Raw genomic sequence first — 22,038 nt, 5'->3', positions numbered from 1 at the left:
TTATAGACAATAAATCGCTTTATATTTTTCTTCTAAATAACGGATCAAGTGTTCGGCGTTGAGCGGCTCACCGGTGGCATCGCGCACAAGGTCGAGCGGCTTTTTCGTTTTTCCGAATCGATGAATGCGCTCGGTCAGCCATTCACGAATCGGCGCGATGTTCCCTTCTTCAAGCAACGCCGCCATGTCGAGTTCTTTTTCGAGCGCCTGTTTGAATTGCGCCGCGTACATATAGCCGAGCGCATACGACGGAAAATAGCCGAAGCTGCCGCCCGACCAATGGACGTCCTGCAACACGCCGACCGCATCGTTGTACGGGCGGATGCCAAGATATTGCTCATATTTCTCATTCCATACGTCCGGCAAGTCCGCCGCTTCGATATCGCCGGCAAACAGCTGCTTTTCGATTTCGTAGCGGATGATAATGTGAAGCGGATACGTCAGTTCATCGGCTTCAATCCGGATCAGCGACGGCTTCGCCTCATTGATCGCCCGGTAAAACGCATCCAGCGAAACGCCGGCAAACTGCGATGGCGCGTATTGCGAAAGACGTGAATAATGCCGCTTCCAAAATGAATAGTGGCGGCCGACCATATTTTCGAAAAACAGTGACTGCGACTCGTGAATGCCCATCGATGCCCCACCGCAAAGCGGCGTGCCGACAAGCGTTTCGGAAATATGTTGTTCATACAGGGCATGGCCGCACTCATGAATCGTCCCGAAGATGGCGGTGCGAAAATCGCGTTCGTCGTAGCGCGTCGTAATGCGCACATCGTTTGGGTTCAACCCGATCGCAAACGGATGAACCGTCTCATCAAGCCGCCCTTTGCCAAAGTCATAGCCGAGTTCCGGAAGCAGCTCCAAAAGAAACGCCCGTTGCCGTTCTTTCGGAAACGCAGCAAACAAAAACGACGTATCCGGCTTATTTGGGGCGGCGGCAACGGCTTGTACAAGCGGAACGATGCGTTCACGCAGCCGGCCGAACAGCTGATCGAGCAGCTCGACCGTCATGCCCGGCTCATATTGATCAAGCAGCGTGTTGTACGGATGCCCTTCATATCCCCAGTACTCGATAAAACGGCGCTGAAACTCGATGATTCGCTCCAAGTACGGGCGAAAACGGGAAAAATCAGCGGTTGCTTTCGCCTCTTCCCAGACGCTTTCCGCTTTGGAGCGAAGCACTACATACTCCTTGTATTCGGCAACGGGAATTTTTTTATTGCGCTCATATTCTTTTTTGCACTCATCGAGCGTGCGCTGCGTCACTTCACCAAGCTGTTCATACACCCCTTTGGCTGACAGTTTGGCGATAAACGCCGCCATCTCTTCGGATATCGACATTTGGAACGCTTCCGCCGACAGCATGCCGATCACTTCCGAGCGCTGTCCGACTCCTTTCTTCGGAGCCCCGGTCCGCAAATCCCAATACATGAGGCCGATCGCCTCATGGTATCCCATCATTTTTTTGACATATTCCAAAAATTGTTCTTCCATTCGCTTCATCGAGCCCCATCCTCCCACTGTTTTTGCTGGCCGTATCATCATTTCCATAACAAGTGGGCATTTTCCTGCTGACACATCGGGAAATATCCGCTTCGGCTGTAAAAAGAAAAAGGGAAGAACTTATTCTTCCCTCACCGCTGTCGGCAGCACCTCTTTGACCGCTTGGATGACTTGCGCATCGTCGCGGTCAGTGACAAAAATGGAGACGATGCCGCGATCGTCGCGGGTGCGGATGAGCCGTCCGACCCCTTGACGGAGGCGGAGCAGCATGTACGGCACATCAACGCTCCAAAACGGATCGCGGTATGCCTTCCGTTTCGCCTGAAACACCGGATCATTCGGCGGATACGGCAGCGACCAAATAATGACGTTCGAAAGCGACGGCCCCGGGATGTCAAGTCCTTCCCATAAATGTTCGGAACAAAGCACCGTTTCCTCGTTACGCTGAAACTCGGCGACCAAATCGCTGATTTCACGGTCGCCTTCAAACAAAAACGAAAATGGTTCGCCGGCTGCCGCCTCTTTAAACTGAAGAAGCTCCTCGCGCGTCGGGAACAAGATGAGCGCCCGGCCTCCGGTTTCGCGCAATTTTTCAAGCGCATATGCGTATTTTTTGGCAAACAGCGTCTCATCCGTGCGGAACGTCGGCATAAAAATCGTCATCTGTTCGTCGTAATCAAACGGCGACGGCACACTGAACGATAAATAGTCATCAATGCCTAAGCTTTGGGCGATATAGGCAAACGATTTTCCGCTCGATAGCGTCGCTGACGAAAAGATAAACGGCATTCGTTTGCTGAACACTTTTTCGCGCAACACTTCTTGAACGGTGCGCGGCATGACGACAAACGTCGCCTCTTGACGCGACGACTCAAGCCACGTAATGGCGTCGGCGTTTTTCAAAAACAAATCGAGTGAATACTGGATTTGGTCCAAATATTCATCCACAATGTTCAGCTGGTAATGATCGATCGTATACGTCTCGCTTTCAAACACAAGCTCGTTGCCGATTTCGACCATTTGGCCGCGGAGCCGCTTCGCCCATTGTTCAAGACGCGGCGACGGCAAAATTTCTTTCCGGTTCGAACCCGGAACGTCTTTCGCGCACGCTTTCAGCTCATCAAAAAAGCGCGTGCTCGTCTCCAGCGTCTCCTCAATTAAATAGGCGAGCTCTTCACGGATGTCGTTTTCAAGAAGACGTGTCAGCAACGTCTCAAGCGTCGTCTCTTTCATTCGATATGTCAACGCCTTTTGCGCAGCGAACTCCAATAAATGCCCTTCGTCAAACACGACACAGCTCGCTTCCGGCAACAGCGGCAGCTGTCCTTCCCGCTTGCGCGCTTCATACGTCCAGACATGTTCCATATAAAAATCGTGCGAGCAGACGATCAAATCCGCCGCCTTCCGATAATAGTCGCGCCAAAGCGTCTGTCCGCAGCGATGCCGCTTTTCGCACGTGAAACAGTCTTGAAACGGATCCCAGGCGATTTTTTTCCACTGCTCATCAGTCAGGTGGGCGTATTCTTTTCGGTCGCCGTAGCGGTAGAACGACTGCAGCGGTTTGTTGTCATGGACGAAGGCCGGAAGTTCATCGTAAATTTGCTCATACAGCTCGATGTCGTCATCGTCATACGTCGTTACTTCTTCCAGTTTATTCAAACATAAATATTGATCTGGCGATTTCGCCAGCCGGACGTCGATTTCCAGCCCGAGCACGTTGGATAGCTTCGCAATATCGCCTTCCTTTTTGACGAGCTGCTCAATGAGCGTCTCATCGGCGCAGGCGATAATGGCCGGCTTGCCGGTATAGCGGGCGTAGCAGACTGCATACAGCAAATACACGATCGTTTTCCCTGTGCCAACTCCCGCTTCGGCGAAGATCACCTTTTTTTCTCGAAACGCCCGCTCGAGCTGAAACGCCATATAAATTTGCTCGTCGCGCAGCTCAAAGCCGGCTTCCGGCAAAATGTCATAAAAAACATCGCCGATCCACTGGCTCAACTTATCAAAAAAGTTTTCATTTTTTTCTACAACAAACGGATAACGTTCATGGCCCATCGTCGCCACCCCTCCAATTGGCATAAACTCCCCCGGCATATCATGCATAAGCGCGCAACAAGTTTGTTGCGCGCTCGATCCCTAGAAGACCGGTGAAAAACAGTGGTCACGAGCAAATCAGCGGCATTTCGCCAAAAAAGAAGACTGGTTTCGCAAGATTTTTCTAATTGAGAAACAGATGGAACTAGCAGTATTTTGTACTAGATCACCATCCTTCTAGTAACAAAACAATATTATGATCGATGGCCGCCGAGAAGTCAACTTCGAGCTTCGCGCGGCGGCCGCGGCCCCCAGTACTGGTAGTAATGGGTTTCAATAAAGCCGTTAAACAGTTTGCGCCGCTTCGTCGCCGGGCGGCCGTAATGCGTTTCAAAACCGCGGTGGGCGGTTAAAATGTACACCGACCACGTATCCAAGGCGGCGAAGGCTCGGCCGATGGCGCGATAGAGCGCTTCGACCTCCCGTTGTTCGCCAAGCCGTTCGCCGTATGGCGGGTTGCCGACGATCACCCCGTATTGTGCATCGGTCCGAAACTGCTCGGCGCGGCCCTCCCGAAAAGAAATGAGATCGGAAAGCCCCGCTTCGGCTGCATTCATCTTGGCGATCTCGACCATGTGCGGGTCAAGGTCAATCCCGCAAATATCAAGCGGTTGGTCGTAACGCGCCATCTGTTCCGCCTCTTGGCGCGCCTCTTCCCATACCGATTCCCCGATCCACGGCCATTGCTCCGAGACGAAATCCCGGTTAAACCCTGGGGCGATGTTTTGGCCGATCAGCGCCGCCTCAATGGCAATCGTGCCCGACCCGCAAAACGGATCGACGAACGGGCGCTCGGGCGTCCAATTGGTGAGCAACACTAAGGCGGCCGCGAGCGTCTCTCTTAGCGGCGCCTCCCCTTGGCGAGCACGGTAGCCGCGTTTATGCAGCCCGGCGCCGCTTGTATCGATCGTCAACGTAGCGATATTTTTGTGAAGCGCCACCTCGATCCGATACAACGGCCCGGTTTCCGGGAACCACGACAAATGATAGCGCGCTTTTAAGCTTTCGACGACTGCCTTTTTCACAATGGCTTGGCAGTCGGAAACGCTGAACAGCGTTGATTTGACCGACTTCCCGATCACCGGAAACTCGGCATCTTTCGGCAAGTAATCGGCCCATGGCAACGCCTTCGTTTGTTCAAACAACTCCTCAAACGTCGTCGCTCGAAACTCACCGACTTTCAGCTTCACGCGGTCAGCGGTGCGCAGCCAAAGGTTGGCCCGGCAAATGGCGAGCGCATCGCCTTCAAACGTCACTTTGCCATTCTCCACTTGGCACTCATAGCCAAGCCGGCGCACTTCTTCCGCGACGACTGATTCGAGCCCCATCGCGGCCGTGGCAATCAGTGAAAACGAAGTCATCCTGTTCCCCCTATCTGATAGGCGTATGTATCCTCATTCATGGTCTATACTTCCATTATAGTCATATGGAAGGAAAACACACAAAAGAGAAAGCCCTCCTTCCTGCAGGAGGGCTTTCCCACGATTCCAATCACCGCGTTAATCATGTTCTGTAAGCCATGTTCTGTACCTTCGTACTGCAAGCGGCTTTCGCCTCGTACTCCGGCGGTAATCATCTATCTACAGGCAGCGTACGCCGCCTGTCCTTCCCTCCGTTCATTTCCTTCGGGAAGGTGCCCCTACCATCATTTGGGTTTCTCGCTCGTGGGGTTTACCGCGTTCCACCTCTAAGGTTTCCCTTAGAGCTGCGTCACTGTGGCACTTTCAGGGTAATCGAACCATATCCGCATGCGGACGTAGGTTCTTTCCCCGCCGTCAGCCCAGCCGAAGCCAGACTGCCCTAGCTTATGGATTCGCTAGGCACGAACACTACGGGCATCTCAGCACCGTGCGAGCATGGACTTTCCTCTACGGCCGAAACCGGCCGCAGCGATTACCCGAACATGATTAACGCTGCGAGCATCTTACAGTATAGCTGATCTTGGTGTGAGAATCAAGAAGAAAAAATTAGAAATCCCTGCATCAACTTCGCCCTGCCGGCTGGTTATTCATACAGTTTCCGGCCAAACACATGCTTTTCTAAGTTGGAAAGGCGCTGCAAAATGTCGTAGTTCGTCGTTCCCGCCGACATCGCCGGCCGTTTTTGAAGCTCCTCGACTTGCCGCTTCAGCCGGGCGTTTTCCTGGCGCAGCTCGTCAATTTCTTGCTGAAATGCTTCATAATCTTTAATAATGAGATCCAAAAATTGATCCACTTCGTCTTGGTTGTACCCCCGTATGCTTACCTTAAATTCCTTTTCTAAAATGTCTTTCGGCGTCAGTTTCACTTGATGGGCTGACATGGCTTTTCACCTCAATCCGCATTCAACGATCATCTTCTCTTTATTTTTTCAGAAATTCAGCCGGTTGTCAATTGACGGTTGACTTGCCGCATCGATCGGGAAGCCGCATGGCGCCCACGCAGACTTCCCGGCGGCGCCGAAACGCCGTCCTCCCGCCCAAACGCCGCCGGCTGCCGGCGTTTTCCATCCGTAAAAAAACAGAAGCCGACAAAGCGGCTTCTGTTTTTGGCGCTTACTATCGCAGCGGAAACGGCGGAAATGGCATCGGTCCCGAACCCGGGCAGTACAGATGGCGATTGGCAGCCTGAGCCACCGCCGATTCCGTATGCGGGAAATAATGTTGATGTTCATACAGGTGATGATAAACATGCATCGTATGCGATGGATGGATATGCGGCACAATCGTTGCTTCGAAATGATGCAAAACGTTGCAACGAGGCGGATGAACGATCGGCGCCGTTACATTCGGCAGGCAATGCATCATATTCCTCTCCTTTCATCAATTTAGGCTGTTGCTTGACAATACTAGCCTATGATGAACGGAGTGGACTCGTACTAGTATAAACACCCATTTTGAAGAGCCATTCGCGCCAACAATCTACCGGCTCTCTCGCTCCGGTGCTTCGGACGTTTTGGCATAGTCATTCGTCTTTTTGAATCCGTTATGCGGCGCCGGCCTCTCTGACGTTCATTAATAGATATAATTGAACACGACAAACGTCAAACCGACGACAATAAAAAAGAGATACAAAATTTTTTTGTACATGCTCCGCATCGTCTTCTTCTCCCTGCCATCGTTTTCGTTCATTCCGATGCTATTGTACACGTTTTTTCTTTTTTCTACAAGATTCACAACAAAAAGACGAAACATTTTCGTTTTCTGTCATATTTTGCGCTTGCCAGGGAAATGGACGAGTTCTCACCCGTTTTTCTTGCGTTCAAGCCGCGCGAGCCGCCTGCGCCATTCCGCTTCTTCTTTCTCGCTATGTTGTCGGCTCATCCTAGCGAGCGACCGCCACGCTTCATATGCCATAACGGCATAACGGTGCGCTTCGGCCGCATCCCGGAAATAATGTTCATACACCTTCGCCAGTTCAAGCCCGGCCTTCGCCTTCCAATAGCCATTTCCGTGGATAAACAAGTCGCGCCAAAGGAGAGTAGCCTCTTCATATCGTTTTTCTTTTCGGTATAAAAGCGAAAGCTGCCATTTCGCCGTCTGCGCTTCCTTCGCCCCTTTGCCGCTCGCCTCCTCGTACACCCCCCTTGCCGCCGCTGTTTCCCCGACCGCTTCGAACCAACGGGCGGCGGCCAACTGCTCCTTGGGGTCAGCGAGCCGGTCCGCTTCAAGCAGCTGAACGGATAGGTGAATGTAGAGAGCAATGAGCGACAACACGTCGCGCTCGTTATGGCGCAATACTGGCATGAGCCGGTCTGGATGGGGCGTTTGCAAAAACTCCTTGTACATCATCGGCGCCAAAAAGCCCGGCACATCATCGCCCCGCTCGACATAGAGAATGTGCCGCTCCACTTCCGAAAGGCGCAGCGAATCCAATTTGTCTTTCCATAAGCGGCGGGCGGCGTGATACAAATCAAAATGACCGAACGCTGGCAGTTTTGGCACCATGTTGCGGACAAGCGCATGGCGCGTTTTCAGGCGCGGCCAGTCGAACGCTTTTCCATTATAGGTAACAAGCGTCGTATAATCGACGTCAGACAAAAAACTTTGATAGAGCGCCACTTCCGCCCCTGGGTATGGCAGAAGGTGCTGGCGGATGGTGACGAAATCGCCAAGAATGCGGGCGTGGCCAAGCAAGAACATGATGTTTCCCGCCCCGCTTGAAAGTCCCATCGTCTCCGTGTCAAAAAAGAATAAGTCGCTAACGGCAAAGCCGCGGCAGGAGAGCGGATGGGAAAACGGCGCTTCCTGCCATCTTTCGTGCACTTCATACAGCGCTCCGAGCCGATAGCGGCCGTGCTGATAGTCAAGCGGATACACCGTTTCCCGAATGAGGCAGTAATCGCCGGCAAACCAATACGGCTTGGCGCCGTACTCCCGCCAAACGTCGGCATACGGCACGTCCGTCACAGGTCGTCCGTCCGGTTTCTCCTCTTCTTTTTCTTCATCGTTCTCCTTTTTATGCCGGGCGGCAAGCAATTCTTTCCATTGCGCCAACTTCGGCTTCATCCGTTCACCCCCTCCTTGCTTGACGTCGGCTTGCTTCTATAAGTTGATTCTCCCACACTCGGCAAAAACACGCATGACGACGCTTAAACGGACGGACCGGCCCAAACGGCAAGTTGTTCGTCCAAAAACTGGACAAGTTCGCGCTTCAACGACGGTCCGTCAGCGCTTGAAATGCCGATGCACGATGGGCAGCCGTCCGCACACGGGCAGCGTTCGACCCATTCTTTCACATGTTTCATGATCTCTTCATACCGTTCAAACACCGCCTCCGACAGGCCGACTCCGCCTGGATAGCGATCATAAAGGAAAATCGTCGGCCGTCCGGAATGCGGCGCCTTAAGCTGCGGCAAGACGTGAAGATCGGAGCGGTCGCACATGACAAACACCGGCACGAGATGACCAAGCACATTGGCGATGCCGACAAGGAGTTGTTCAAACAGCGCCGGGGAAAACCGTGACGGCACCGCCTCCCACTCGATCCACGCCGCCGACGTATGAAGCGTTTCCTCCGGAAGGCGGATCGGCCCTGATCCGATGTTTTCAAACGTCGACAGCTTCAGCTTTTTAAAAATCGTCGCCATCGCTCGGACCGATACATCACCGTAACGCACCGCCATTTGTCCGCGCGTTTCGCTCCGGTCTTCCGACAGCACATCAAGCCGGACAGCCAAATTGGCGTCCGTAAAATATTCAACATCGACTTGGCGGACGTACGCCTTTTTCTCCTCCCAGTCGAGCTTTTCAACTTGGTATTGTGCTCCTTCGTGCAAATAAATCGCTTCATCATGAAGCAGCGTCATCGCGCTGAAGCGGTCCATTTCGCCGATGACGCGATGGTGGGCGGTGTCGGAAATATCGATGATGACGACGTTTTCCTGAGCCGCGGAGCGCAAACTGATATCATGCGCGGGAAACGCGTCGCTCATCCAGTGCCAGCGCCCAGCGCGTTCGTTTAGCACCCCTTGCTCGGCCAAAAAGTCGAGCACCTCTTCGACCTCGACGCCGCCGAACGTCTCGCCGCGCCGGAACGGAAGCTCATAGGCGGCGCATTTGATATGATCGACCAAAATGAGCAGATTGTCCGGGTTGATGCGCGCCGCCTCTGGCGAGCGGGCGAAAAAGTATTCTGGATGGGAGATGATGTACTGATCGAGGGGGCTTGCGCTTGCGATCATCACAACGAGCGAATCGCCCTGGCGCCGGCCGGCGCGCCCGGCTTGCTGCCACGTGCTGGCGATCGTTCCCGGATACCCTGTTAAGATGCACGCTTGCAATTGGCCGATATCAACACCGAGCTCGAGCGCATTCGTGCTCACCACACCGATAATCTCCCCGCTGCGCAACCCTTTTTCAATGGCGCGCCGCTCGCTCGGCAAGTAGCCGCCGCGGTAGCCGCGGATCGTCGTATCGCCGATTCGTTCGTTCACCACCGCCTGCAAATGGCTTAAAATCAACTCGACACGGACGCGGCTGCGGGCGAAAACGATCGTCGGAATGCGGTTGACAAGCAGCTGTCTTGCGAGCTCAACGGCCGTTTTTGTCGCGCTTTGGCGAATGTTCATCGTCCGCTCGACAACCGGCGGATTGTAAAACACGAAATATTTCCGCCCGCGCGGCGCCCCATTGTTGTCAATAAGCGCCACCGTTTCACCGATCAGCCGCTCCGCCAACTCTTTCGGATTGGCGATCGTCGCCGACGTGCAAATAAACGTTGGTCGACTCCCGTAAAAGGCGCAAATGCGCTTTAAGCGGCGGATGACGTTCGCCACATGGCTGCCGAATACGCCGCGGTATGTATGCAGTTCATCGATGACGACGTAGCGCAGCTGTTCAAAAAGAGAAATCCATTTCGTATGGTGCGGCAAAATGGCCGTATGGAGCATATCTGGGTTGGTGATGACAATATGGCCCGCTTGACGGATTTTTTGCCGCAGCGCCGGCGCCGTGTCGCCGTCGTATGTATGGCTGTAAATCGACACCCCCATCTCGGCGATGATCTCGTTTAGTTCATTTTTTTGATCTTGAGCGAGCGCCTTCGTTGGAAAGATATACAGGGCGCGGCTCGATGGCTCTTTGGCAATGGCATCGAGCACCGGCAAATTGTAGCAAAGCGTTTTCCCTGAAGCGGTCGGCGTCACGGCGACGATGTTCCGCCCGCTTCGCACCGCCTCATACGCTGACGCCTGGTGCGTGTAAAGCGAGGCGATGCCGCGAGCTTCAAGCGCCGCGCGCAGCCGCGGATTCAATTCGGTCGGAAACGGAACTGTGTCGGCTTCTTTCGGCTCAATTTCATGCCAATGAACGACGTTCGGGTCCTGACGAAGCTGTTCGATCCACTCGGAAAGCGTCTGTTTGTTCACGTTGCCAATCACCTCGTTTCTATTTTACATGCATCATTGCCGTTTGCACTAGCAAAACGCGGCGAAAAGCGGGCGGCTTTCGGGAAGCGAAGCGCAACACGGCTCGGCTGCATGCCCTTCCGTCCGCCATGCCCAGCCGGCCGTTCGCGCCGCAAAACAAAACGCCCAGCCGTTACGGCTGGACGGAATGGGCTCCACGATAGCCGAGCCTTGCCGACAGTTCTTTGCCGATCTGCCGCATGCGCACAGTGAGCAATGTGATGCGGTCGTCCGTCATGCGGATCGTCGGGCCGGAAACGCTGATCGCCGCGACGACGCCGCCAGTATAGTCAAAAATCGGAACGGCAACACATCGGATACCGTACTCGTTTTCTTCCAAGTCAAGCGCATACCCGTTTTGCCGGACGGTCTCAAGTTCGCGGAAAAATGCCTCGCGGTCGGTGATCGTCCAATCGGTATGCTTCGGCAGTCCTTTCCGATCGATGATCTCTGCAGCCACCGCGGGCGGCAAATGGGCTAAAATGGCCTTGCCGACCGCCGTGCAATGCATCGGAGCCCGCTTGCCGACTTTGGAGTGCATGCGCAGCGTCTCCGTTCCTTCCAATTTTTCAATATAAATGACTTCCCCTTGATCATAGACGACGAGGTGGATGACCTCGTTCGTTTCTTTTTCGAGCTCGCGCAAATATGGCTTCGCCTCTTGGCGCAAATCGATCGAATCAAGCAGCTTTGAGCTGAGCTCTAAAAACTTGTAGCCGAGCTTATACCGCTCCGTTTCCGGATGTTGTTCGATATAGCCGTATTGGGCAAGCGTCGTTAAAATGCGGTACACCGAACTTTTGTTGATGTCCATTTGTTTCGCGATTTCCGTCACGCCCAGCCCGTCCTTTTTCGTGCTGACGATTTCGATAATTTGCAGCGCCCGGCGGACCGATTTGACCGTGTTTTCTCGTTCCATCGCATTCACCTCGATTTGTTCTCTCCGCTCGCCATTATACACGAACAGCCGGGCTTTTGCAGGCGGGAGAGCAGCGCAGAGTCAGTCAAGACTTTGTGGAGAACATTTTTTCGGTTCACTACGGGTGTTGTCAATCACTAGTTATAGAACCATTTTCAGGAATTAATATCGTAAGCGCTTTCGGACTCTCATCCCTCATCTTGAAGTGATGATATTGTATTCCATTTTTTTACACCCAACCACCATCCCGGAGCGCCGACAACGCTTGATGGATCGGCGTCCCGGATGACCGCTGCAGACACGGTAGATTCTGACGCACCACATCTGCCCATAACCGTCCGGCCTTCCGTTTGGCCTGTTCGATCCGCTTGGACTTTGTTGAGGCCGAGACGGCCGACTGGGGCTCTTGCTCCTCCCACCGTCCCTTTCTCCACCCGATCCCGTCGATTCGGGCCGCCATCGCCCTCAGAAACGCCCGAAGCCCTTGGTCTTTCCAGCTGCGGCGGGATTTCACCCGATGCGCAAACCGGCTCATCACGCTCTCGGCGTGGCCCATCGGACGCATGCCGGTCGTCTCCACCCCTTGCTCCGACAGCCACTCCCGATAGTCCCGGATGCATCCCGGCATCGACTCGATCCGGCGAATCAAGGCGGCCAGCTGTTGTTCTTTGCCTTCGTCCTCCAACGTGCCGACCGCGCTGTTCAGCTCCACGAGAAGCCCCTCTTCGTCTTGTTTCGCCAGCTTCTTCCGCACCTCCCGCCAACGCGGATGGCCGGACAGACACTGACGCAGCTCCCGCGCCACATGAAATCGATCCAGCTGAAAGCACGCCCGCTTCCCAAAATACTCCCGGCAGGCTGTGATCCACGACGCCGCGTCGCCGTTGATGATCAAAAGGTCCCGGCACGGGTCATAGGCATATTCGTTCATCAGCCACTCCTCAAACCGTTCCCACACGTCTCCCGCCCCTTCATGGAGGTAGTGGCGCCGGTTCACGAGCTCGAGCTGCGAACCGTTTCGTTTCCATCCCTCGTGAACCGCCAGGATTTTCTCTTCTTTCGCCCGTTTCCCTTTCCCCTGGCGGGAAATGAACAGCCCATCCGCCTCCACAAACAGCACTCGGCCGTGCCGTTGGGAAACAGGGTGGTGCAGCGAGACAGGGGCCTCCAGCACCAGTTGGCGAATCGCCTCGTGGCTCATGACCGCATACCCCACGATCGACTCCAACGTACGGGCCGCTTTGCGGTAGGAAGAGCACTCTACGGCCAACTCGACCGCCGTTTCCTCGAGGCAAGGACTGATCGATCGGGCCCCATCAAAGCCTAATTCGGCATCCAGCAAGAAGGTATAGTTCCCCGTTTGCCGGTCATAGTAGTAGTTCCGTCGAAACGTCACTTCTCCAAACAGCGTTTGGATCGTAGTCGGCCGTTTGTCTTTCAGCTGATACCGGCGCTTGTCCCGCGCTTCCGCCAGTTGTTGATCAATCTCCTCCAAAAGGGCCACCAACAAGACAGCGAACACCTTTTGAAGAGTTCTGACTAATTGTTCCTCCAGCTCTTTTAATAAAGGCCATTCTGTGGTAAGATGTTTCATGGACTCTCTCCCTCCTGTTTTATGGATGTTGGTCATCACCATCATAGCAGGGAGAGAGTCCTTTTTGCATGACATTTGCTTTTTTCTACCGCGCTTCGCTTGGTGGCCCCGACGAGCGTCGCGAACAAAAGTTCGCAACCCTCGTCGGGGAATCATTCCTGAATGTCACCCACAAATATTTTACTCACACAGCAGCGCAGGCGCGCATGGCAGCGAGCGCCGCCTTAACGGACGGAACGTATTCACCGTCAGGACGCGCCTGATGCCTTGTTTGGCCCAGAGATGCCGCAGGTTCGTTATGAACGTTGGATGGAAACGGCTGGCGCTTTGGCGGCGACGAACGTATTGCGGAGCGTGCCGATGCCGTCCACATCGCATTCAATGACCGTCCCCGGGCCGACCAGCTCGGCGCCGACCGGGCTTCCCGTCAAAATGACGTCGCCCGGTTGCAGCGTCATGACATGAGACAAATACGAAATCATTTTGCTGATGGAAATGATCATCAGCTTGGTCGAGCTGTTCTGCTTTTCTTCACCATTGACCCGCGCTTTCACCGATACAGCCCGAGGATCGAGCTCTGTTTCAATGACCGGGCCGAGCGGTGTAAACGTATCGAACGATTTTCCGATCGTCCAATGGCCGTCCGGGTGGAAAAACTGCGGCGCGGTGACATCATTGGCGACCGTATAGCCGAAAATATGCGCCCAGACATCTTCTTCGCTCACGCATTTCGCCTGTTTGCCGATGACAACGGCCAGTTCCGATTCGAATTTGACCTCGCGCACGCCGGCGGGAATGACGATATCCGCTTCCGGGCCGATGACCGATGAGGACGGTTTAAAGAAAAAGACGGGGATGTCCGGAAGCTCCGCCGGCCGTTGCTCGCTTGACGCCACATAGTTGGCGCCGATGCCGATCACATGGCGCGGCACAAGCGGCGCCACGAGCGAAACGCGATCATAGCGAAATACGTTTCCCGTATAATCCCAAGCGGTGAACATATTTCCTTCGATTTCGCGGATCACTTCACCGTTCACCACACCGGCGCGAATCGCGCCATCAGCGAAAAAACGGGCAAATTTCATCGATGGCTACCCCTCTCTGACACGATTTTGTTCCTCAACTTTTTCCTTGACTCGAGCCACCCCGGTCTCCATGGCGGCACGGGCGACGGCGGAAGCGACGGCCTCGACGACGCGCCGGTCAAACGGGTTCGGGATGACATACTCTTCCGTCAGCTCTTCCGGCTGGATGAGCCCGGCGATGGCTTCGGCAGCGGCAATTTTCATCGCCTCATTAATTTGCGTCGCCCGCACATCGAGCGCGCCGCGGAAGACGCCGGGGAAGGCAAGCACATTGTTCACTTGGTTCGGCAAATCCGACCGGCCGGTCGCGACCACGGCGGCGCCGGCGGCTTTTGCCTCATCCGGCATGATCTCAGGCACCGGATTGGCCAAGGCGAATACGACCGCCCCGCGGTTCATCGTCCGAACCATCGCCGGCGTCAACGCCCCAGCAACCGAGACACCGATAAACACATCCGCGCCTTGAATGACGTCCGCAAGCGTCCCGGAGATACGGCGGTGATTCGTTTGCCGGGCGATTTCTTCCTTGATAGCGTTCATCCCATGCGAGCGCCCTTCATAAATCGCTCCTTTTGTGTCGCAAACGATCAGTTCGCCGACTCCGATCGACAGCAGCAATTTGGCGATCGCCACCCCGGCAGCGCCGGCGCCGTTGATGACAACCCGGCAATCGGCAAGCTGTTTGCCAACCACTTTCAAGGCGTTCGTCAGCCCAGCGGCCACGACAATCGCCGTGCCATGCTGATCATCATGAAACACCGGGATCGCCATCTCTTGGCGAAGACGCTCTTCAATGACAAAGCAGGCGGGGGCGGCGATATCTTCCAAATTGATGCCCCCAAACGCCGGTTCCAGCAACTTGACCGTTTGAATGATTTGTTCCGGATCTTCAGTATCGAGGCAAAGCGGCACGGCATCGATCCCGGCGAACGCTTTGAACAAGGCGGCTTTCCCTTCCATGACCGGAAGCGCCGCCCGCGCGCCAATGTTGCCAAGCCCAAGCACCGCCGTGCCATTCGAGACGACGGCGACAAAATTTCCCTTCACTGTATAGTTGTACATTTCGTCTTGGTCGACGTAAATTTCTTTGCACGGTTCAGCCACTCCCGGCGAATAAATGAGACTTAAATCATTGGCATTCACGACCGGCACTTTCACTTCAACTGACAGCTTTCCTCTTGCCTGCCGATGGACAAGCAACGCTCGTTCTCGCAAATGTTCCATCACTGATCCCTAGCTACTAGCCTTCCCCATCCCCTTGTACCGCCTTTTGTGCTGCTTTGCGTTTGACAACCGGCCAATAGTAACTAGGAGCTGCCTCCTTTCTCCATTTATTTTCTTAATTTTCTGATCATAATAGATAGGAAGGAACAAGGTCATCCATCCCTTGTTCCTTATACAACTTTTGGCGTTTATTGCTGAATGGCGGCAAATTTCGCTTTTGCTTCTTGGCGGCGGCGGTGCAAAATCGGCTCGGTATAGCCGTTTGGCTGTTCATAGCCGAGGAACACGAGGTCGCACGCCGCTTGGAACGCCACCGAATCATCGTAGTTCGGCGCCATCGGCCGATAGTTCGGATCGCCGGCATTTTGCTCGTCGACGACTTTCGCCATTCGCTTAAGCGCTTCAAGCACTTGCTCTTTCGTGCAAATGCCATGGTGGAGCCAGTTGGCGAGAATTTGGCTCGAAATGCGGAGCGTCGCCCGGTCTTCCATCAGCCCAATGTTATGGATGTCCGGCACTTTCGAGCAGCCGATTCCTTGATCGACCCAGCGGACGACATAACCTAAAATGCTCTGGCAGTTATTGTCGATTTCTTCTTGAATTTCCTCTGCCGTCCATTGCGGGTTGTCGACAACCGGAATTTGCAAAATGTCGTCGCGATAGTCGGCCCGCTCGTTCGCCAGCTCGCTTTGCACAGCCGCGACGTTCACTTGATGGTAATGAAGCGCATGGAGCGTAGCCGCCGTCGGTGACGGCACCCATGCCGTGTTGGCGCCCGCTTTCAGCTGCGCCCCTTTTTGCTTCAGCATTTCGGCCATCAAATCCGGCATCGCCCACATCCCTTTGCCGATTTGCGCCCGGCCGCGGAAGCCGGCGGCAAGCCCAACGGCAACGTTCGATTTTTCATACGCCTGCAGCCAAGTCGATGATTTCATCTCGTTTTTGCGCAGCATCGGCCCTGCTTCCATCGATGTATGAATCTCGTCGCCCGTCCGGTCGAGGAAGCCGGTGTTGATGAAGACGATGCGGTCGCGCACTTGGTAGATGCAGTTTTTCAAGTTGAGCGACGTCCGCCGCTCTTCATCCATGACGCCGATTTTGATCGTGTTCCGCTCGAGGCCGAGCATGTCTTCGACGCGGTCAAACAGCTCATTGGCAAACGCCACTTCCGCCGATCCGTGCATTTTCGGCTTGACGATGTAAATCGAGCCTTTGCGCGAGTTCAAATAGCGCGTATTGCCGATGAGCGAGTGTTTCATGATCAAGCTCGTAATGACGGCATCGATGATCCCTTCATGCACTTCTTCGCCATTCGCATGCAAAATCGCGTTGTTCGTCATTAAGTGCCCGACGTTGCGCACGAACATAAGCGAACGGCCCGGCAGCACAAGCTTTCCGCCATCCGGCGTTTCATAGACGCGATCCGGGTTTAACGCCCGCGTCATCAGCTTGCCGTTTTTCTCAAACGTCGCCGTCAAATCGCCTTTGAGGAGGCCGAACAAGTTGCGGTAGACAAGCACTTTGTCTTCGGCATCAACGGCCGCCACCGAATCTTCGCCGTCCATGATCGTTGTGACCGCCGCTTCGAGCACAATGTCTTTAATGCCGGCTTTGTCCGTTTTGCCGACCGGATGCTCGCGGTCGATTTGAATTTCAATGTGAAGACCATTGTTCTTCAGCAACACCGCTGTCGGATGTTGCGGGTCGCCTTGGAAGCCGACGAATTTTTCCGGCTCTTTCAGCCCTGTCGTCGCCCCTCCTTCAACCGTCACGACGAGCCGCCCGTCCACGACCGCGTATTGGACTGCGTCTTGATGGGAATATTCGGCAAGCGGCACCGCCTCATCCAAAAACTTCCGTCCGTAGGCGATGACTTTCGCCCCGCGCACCGGGTTGTACGATGAACCGCGTGAGGCGCCGTCTTCTTCGCTGATGGCGTCGGTGCCGTACAGCGCGTCATATAAGCTGCCCCAGCGGGCATTGGCGGCGTTCAGCGCATAGCGGGCGTTTGTGAGCGGCACGACGAGCTGCGGCCCGGCCTGCACGGCAATTTCATCATCCACATTTTCTGTCGTAATTTCGAAGTCCTCGACTTCCGGCTCCAAATAACCGATTTCGGTTAAAAACGCTTTATACTCGTCAAAATTGAAGCGGCCGCGGTGCGCTTTATGCCACTCATTCAATTGTTGCTGGATCTCATCGCGGCGCGCCAGCAGCTCTTTGTTGCGCGGCGTCAAATCGGCGATGAGCGCGGCAAAATCGCGCCAAAACTTGTCTTGGTCGAGCCCGCTGTTCGGCAGGAGCTCCCCGTTGACAAACTCATAAAACACTTTCGCCACTTGAATCGTCCCGACTTGTACGTAATCAGCCATCGTTCGGTTCTCCTCCTTTTTGTTTCTTATTACGAAACACTGTTTCTTAATTCATCTAAAAAGATGATACCATGAAACGAAATGACTGGCAATCATTTTTGCAAAATTTTCATTTTACTGCGGACGGTATCCGTTTTGTCTCTACGCACCGCCCCGGCGTCGGAAACAGCTTGCCGGCGTTGAGCAAGTTTTTCGGGTTAAACACGTCGCGGATGGCCGTTTGCGCCAAAATTTCCTCGTCAGTGAAGATGAAGCGCATCTCTTCTCTTTTCTCAATGCCAACGCCATGTTCGCCGGTGATCGATCCGCCGACCGCTGCACACGCCTTGAGGCATTCGCTTCCGGCGGCAAGCGCCCGCTCTGTCTCCCCAGGCTTGCTCGCATCAAACAACACAAGCGGGTGCAAATTGCCGTCTCCAGCATGGAAAATATTCGCAATCCGAAGCCCGTATTTGCGGCTGATGTTGGCGATTTCGTTCAACACTTCCGGCAGCCGGCTGCGCGGAATGACGCCGTCTTGCACTAAATAATCCGGCGAAATCGCCCCCATGGCGCCAAAGCCGGTTTTCCGATTCGCCCACCAGCGCGCCCGCTCTTCCTCTGACTGGGCGACTTTCACTTCGCGCACATGGTGGCGGCGGCAAATCGTTAAAATATCGTCGATTTGCTCGTCAATCCCGGCGGAAATGCCGTCCACTTCAATGAGCAACAGCGCGGCGATGTCTTTCGGATGGCCGACTGGAAACGCGGCCGCTTCAACCGCCTCGATGGCCGTCTGGTCCATCATCTCCAGCGCCGCCGGCACAATCCCGGCGGAAATGATGTCGGAGACGGTTTGGCTTGCATCTTCCACTTCGTCAAAATAGGCGAGCACCGTCTGTTTCGCTTCCGGATTTTTCAACAAGCGGACCGTAATTTTCGTCACGATGCCAAGCGTTCCTTCCGATCCGGTCAACAGCCCGAGCAAATCGTAGCCGGGCGGGTCGGGGACGCCGTTTGCGCCGATTTCAATCACTTCGCCGTTCGGCAGGACAACTTCAAGCCCCAAAATATGGTTCGTCGTCACCCCATATTTCAAGCAATGGGCGCCGCCGGCGTTTTCCGCGACGTTGCCGCCGATCGTGCAGCAGTATTGGCTTGACGGATCGGGCGCATAGTAGTAGCCGCGGTGGGCAACCGAGTTTGTCAATTTTAAATTGACGAACCCCGGCTCGACGACGGCGCGCCGGTTTTCCAAATCGACGTGCAAAAGCCGCTTCATCCGCGTCAGGCTGATCACGACTTCGCCGTTTAGCGGAATCGCCCCGCCGCTTAGCCCCGTGCCGGCGCCGCGGGCGAGAAACGGAAGGTCATGCTCATGGCAGTACTTGACGACCGCCGCCACTTGCTCCGTGCTGTTCGGGAATACGACCGCCCTTGGCAGATGGCGGTGGACGGTAAATCCGTCGCAGTCGTACGCCATTAAATCTTCCTTCCGGTACAAAATTGCCGTTTCGCCGACAATGCGGGCGAGCGCCTGGATGTGCGGATCGTTCGTTGCAATCAGCCGTTTTCTCATATGCGCACGTCCTTCCCTTCCTCTTTTTGATATGCCCAATCGAGCAGCTGCACCGTATGGACGATTTTTTGGCTTCGCCCGTATTTTTTCACGCCAAGCGCCATTTGCAGCATGCAGCCCGGATTGCCCATGGAAATGAGTTCCACCTCTTGCGGCACGTTTTGCATTTTGCTCTCAAGCACCGCCTGCGCCATCTCCGGATGGGTGAGGTTGTAAATCCCCGCGCTGCCGCAGCAGCGATCGGCGTTTGGCATGGCGACCATTTCCACCCCTGGAATGCTTTCAATCAAAGCGCGCGGCTCTTGGCGGATGCCCTGGCCATGGGCAAGGTGACACGCATCATGGTAGGTGAGGCGCACGTTCAGTTCGGCTTTCGGCGCTTTGAAGCCTGTGTCATGCAAAAATTTGGACACATCCTCAACTTTGGCGGCAAATTGCTCCGCCTTTTCATGCCATTCCGGGTCATCGCGGAACAATTCCGGGTACTCTTTCAACATGCAGCCGCAGCCGGCGGCGTTGACAATGACATGGTCGACGTCTCGAAACGCCTCGATGTTTTGCTTGGCGAGCTTCCGGCCTGTTTCCCGGTCGCCGGCGTGCACATGGAGCGCCCCGCAGCACGTCTGGTCCGGGACGATGACGACATCGTTGCCGTTATGGGTCAACACACGGATCGTCGCTTCGTTAATATCACTAAACATAACATCCATGACGCATCCGGTCAAAACGGCAACCGTCCGCTTCGTTTCCCCTTTCGCCTTAATGAGCGGCTGGTGTTGATACTTTTTCCGCACCGGCGTACCGACGGCCGGCAAAATCGCCTCCATTTCGGCCAAATGGTCCGGCATCACCTTGAGCAGCCCCGTTTTGCGCGCCGCCGTCTGCAAGCCGCTTTTTTGGTACCATTTCAGCAGGCGGCCGAGCCAATCGAGGCGCGACGGATGCGGAAAAATGCCTTTTAAGAAAACGTCGCTGACAAGCGCCTTCCAACCGGTGAGCGGCACCGCCTGGCGGAGCTGGCCGCGCACTTGTTCAATGAGCCCACCGACATCGACATCGGCCGGACAGGCCGTCGTGCAGGCACGGCAATCGAGGCACGTAAAAATCGGATCGAGCAAATCAGGCGTCAACTCAAGCTTTCCTTCGCCGACCGATTTCATCAAATGGACGCGGCCGCGCGGAGAGTGCTGCTCTTGGCCGGTTTGTTCATACGTCGGACACGACTCCAAGCACATGCCGCAGTGGACGCAATCAGCCCACTTGCTCGGGTCCGGCAAGTCGGGAAATCGGTAGTTGCCGAGGCTCGCGGTCGCACACGCCGGGCTGTCCGTCCGTTCATTGATTATCGTGCTCATGATTAAATCCCCCCAATAAAGCGCTGATCGTTGACCGTTTTGTTTGGATCCACTTTTCGCTTAATGCCTTCGAGCAAGAAAAAGTACGATGGCTTTCCGCCCCAAACGTCAACGCGCTGGCGCAGCGAAAATGGCAAATGTTTCACGATCGCATAGCCGCCAAGGCGAACCGCTGCCTGACGCAGCTCCTCAATGGCCGCCAACACCCCTTCTTCGCTTCCGTGTACATACACCTGGCAAAGCCCATGGCCCAATCCACCGTGCGCCTCAAGACGGACGTGGCAGCGATCAGCGATGAGAACGCTTTCCCGCAAGACGGCGAGCACATCCAAGTTGACGACGCCGATTTTCACCGCCGCTTCCACGCCGTTTTTCGCCAGCGCCAGGCGCCCGTTCGGCGCCGCTGTATAAAACGCCTGCCAAAAGGCGGAAGCCTCCTCAGCAGCTAAAACGGACATTTCCGCCATTTTCGGCCGCAGCCGTTCCACCCATTGTTCTTGGTAATGGACGGCGTTTTCCACATCTTCAAACCCGATCACAAGCGTATAAACCGGCCGTCCCGTCAGCCGCTCGGAAAGCGCCGGGTTAAGCAGTTCAAAGCAAACCGGCTCCATCATCGTATCAAGGAAGGAAACCGCAAACGAGCGAATATCATGAACATCGCCGGTTGGAAACGACAATAAAACAACACTTTCATATTTTGGCAGCGGCCGGAGCTTGAGCGTGATCTCGCTCAACACGCCGAGCGTCCCCATCGCTCCAATGAACAGCTTGTTCATATCGTAGCCGGCGACGTTTTTCACGACTTTGCCGCCTGAACGGATGATCGTCCCATCTGGGTACACGATGCGCATCCCGATGACGGAATCGCGCGCCGACCCGTAGCCGAGACGCTTCGGTCCGCTGTCGTTGGCCGCAATCACTCCGCCGATCGTCGCTTCCTCCGGCCAAAAGGGATCTAAGGCGACCTTTTGCCGATACGGGGCGAGCGCGCGCTGCAAATCGCCAAATTTCGTTCCTGCCTTCACGGTGACCGTCATATCAGCGGCCGCATGTTCGACAATGCCGGTATAGTGTTCCAACGACAACAAGATGTCTGCCTGTTCCCGTTGCCCGCCGAACCCCCGTTTCGTGCCGCGGCCGGCGATGACGACCTTTTTGCCTTGGCGGTCGGCATAGCGGAGCACGGCGGCGATCTCGTCTTCCGTTTGCGGATAAACGGTCGCCGCCCCGCTGTTGCCGAGGGGGTGCGGGGATTCGTTCACTTCGATTTGTCCGGGGCGCAAAAGCGCGCTTAACTCATCCAGCCATGTCAACGAGAGCATCGTTGCCCCTCCTTTGTTTCGCGATAGGAAACAATGTTTCTTTTTAATAGTTTAAAAAATGAAACGCATTCTGGCGTTTCGGCAAGGCGAACGGCTCCCTGCGCAGCGAGGGTGCCGCTAC

15 protein-coding genes and 1 other RNA gene are annotated in these 22,038 nt (G+C 55.1%); all 16 read right to left on the bottom strand.

The window, feature by feature from the left end; translation table 11 throughout:
* Positions 1-1,503 (bottom strand): carboxypeptidase M32, encoded by a 1,503-nt coding sequence (locus tag ACR1UW_RS09205; RefSeq protein WP_055358863.1) that lies wholly within the window; start codon positions 1,501-1,503, stop codon positions 1-3.
* 120 nt (positions 1,504-1,623) lie between these two features.
* A complete protein-coding gene (locus tag ACR1UW_RS09200; protein WP_498933016.1) occupies positions 1,624-3,561 on the bottom strand; it encodes an ATP-dependent DNA helicase in 1,938 nt (645 codons plus the stop codon).
* A 257-nt stretch (positions 3,562-3,818) separates the two neighbouring features.
* Entirely contained in the window at positions 3,819-4,961 is a 1,143-nt protein-coding gene (locus ACR1UW_RS09195) for a THUMP domain-containing class I SAM-dependent RNA methyltransferase (protein WP_237420253.1), read from the bottom strand.
* 147 nt (positions 4,962-5,108) lie between these two features.
* Positions 5,109-5,505, bottom strand: an RNA gene (gene rnpB, locus ACR1UW_RS09190) — RNase P RNA component class B.
* Between the two features lie 99 nt (positions 5,506-5,604).
* A complete protein-coding gene (gpsB, locus tag ACR1UW_RS09185) occupies positions 5,605-5,901 on the bottom strand; it encodes a cell division regulator GpsB (protein WP_011231037.1) in 297 nt (98 codons plus the stop codon).
* 235 nt (positions 5,902-6,136) lie between these two features.
* Positions 6,137-6,382 carry a CotD family spore coat protein gene (locus tag ACR1UW_RS09180; RefSeq protein WP_276521885.1) on the bottom strand — a complete coding sequence of 82 codons (246 nt, stop codon included), beginning with the start codon at positions 6,380-6,382 and terminating at the stop codon, positions 6,137-6,139.
* Between the two features lie 438 nt (positions 6,383-6,820).
* Positions 6,821-8,086: a ribonuclease H-like domain-containing protein gene (locus ACR1UW_RS09175; RefSeq protein ID WP_498933014.1), complete on the bottom strand. Its 1,266-nt coding sequence runs from the start codon at positions 8,084-8,086 to the stop codon at positions 6,821-6,823.
* Positions 8,087-8,169: 83 nt separating this feature from the next.
* Positions 8,170-10,446 carry a DEAD/DEAH box helicase gene (locus tag ACR1UW_RS09170; RefSeq protein ID WP_498933012.1) on the bottom strand — a complete coding sequence of 759 codons (2,277 nt, stop codon included), beginning with the start codon at positions 10,444-10,446 and terminating at the stop codon, positions 8,170-8,172.
* 172 nt (positions 10,447-10,618) lie between these two features.
* Positions 10,619-11,404 carry an IclR family transcriptional regulator gene (locus tag ACR1UW_RS09165; protein ID WP_498933010.1) on the bottom strand — a complete coding sequence of 262 codons (786 nt, stop codon included), beginning with the start codon at positions 11,402-11,404 and terminating at the stop codon, positions 10,619-10,621.
* Between the two features lie 229 nt (positions 11,405-11,633).
* A complete protein-coding gene (locus ACR1UW_RS09160; protein WP_498933008.1) occupies positions 11,634-12,998 on the bottom strand; it encodes an ISLre2 family transposase in 1,365 nt (454 codons plus the stop codon).
* 296 nt (positions 12,999-13,294) lie between these two features.
* A complete protein-coding gene (locus ACR1UW_RS09155) occupies positions 13,295-14,083 on the bottom strand; it encodes a fumarylacetoacetate hydrolase family protein (protein ID WP_498933006.1) in 789 nt (262 codons plus the stop codon).
* 6 nt (positions 14,084-14,089) lie between these two features.
* Positions 14,090-15,307: an NAD(P)-dependent malic enzyme gene (locus tag ACR1UW_RS09150; RefSeq protein ID WP_498933004.1), complete on the bottom strand. Its 1,218-nt coding sequence runs from the start codon at positions 15,305-15,307 to the stop codon at positions 14,090-14,092.
* Positions 15,308-15,495: 188 nt separating this feature from the next.
* Complete coding sequence (locus ACR1UW_RS09145; RefSeq protein ID WP_237420248.1) at positions 15,496-17,679, bottom strand: malate synthase G; 2,184 nt, start codon at positions 17,677-17,679, stop codon at positions 15,496-15,498.
* Between the two features lie 109 nt (positions 17,680-17,788).
* Entirely contained in the window at positions 17,789-19,237 is a 1,449-nt protein-coding gene (locus ACR1UW_RS09140) for an FAD-linked oxidase C-terminal domain-containing protein (RefSeq protein WP_100664296.1), read from the bottom strand.
* A complete protein-coding gene (locus ACR1UW_RS09135; protein WP_100664295.1) occupies positions 19,234-20,592 on the bottom strand; it encodes a (Fe-S)-binding protein in 1,359 nt (452 codons plus the stop codon). The genes ACR1UW_RS09140 and ACR1UW_RS09135 overlap by 4 nt, the downstream gene beginning before the upstream one ends.
* A 2-nt stretch (positions 20,593-20,594) precedes the next feature.
* Complete coding sequence (locus ACR1UW_RS09130) at positions 20,595-21,917, bottom strand: FAD-binding oxidoreductase (RefSeq protein ID WP_094238619.1); 1,323 nt, start codon at positions 21,915-21,917, stop codon at positions 20,595-20,597.
* Positions 21,918-22,038 lie beyond the last annotated feature (121 nt).

Source organism: Geobacillus lituanicus (genome assembly GCF_050994965.1).
Classification (GTDB): Bacteria; Bacillota; Bacilli; order Bacillales; family Anoxybacillaceae; genus Geobacillus; species Geobacillus stearothermophilus.
This window is presented reverse-complemented; position numbering and strand designations above follow the sequence as displayed.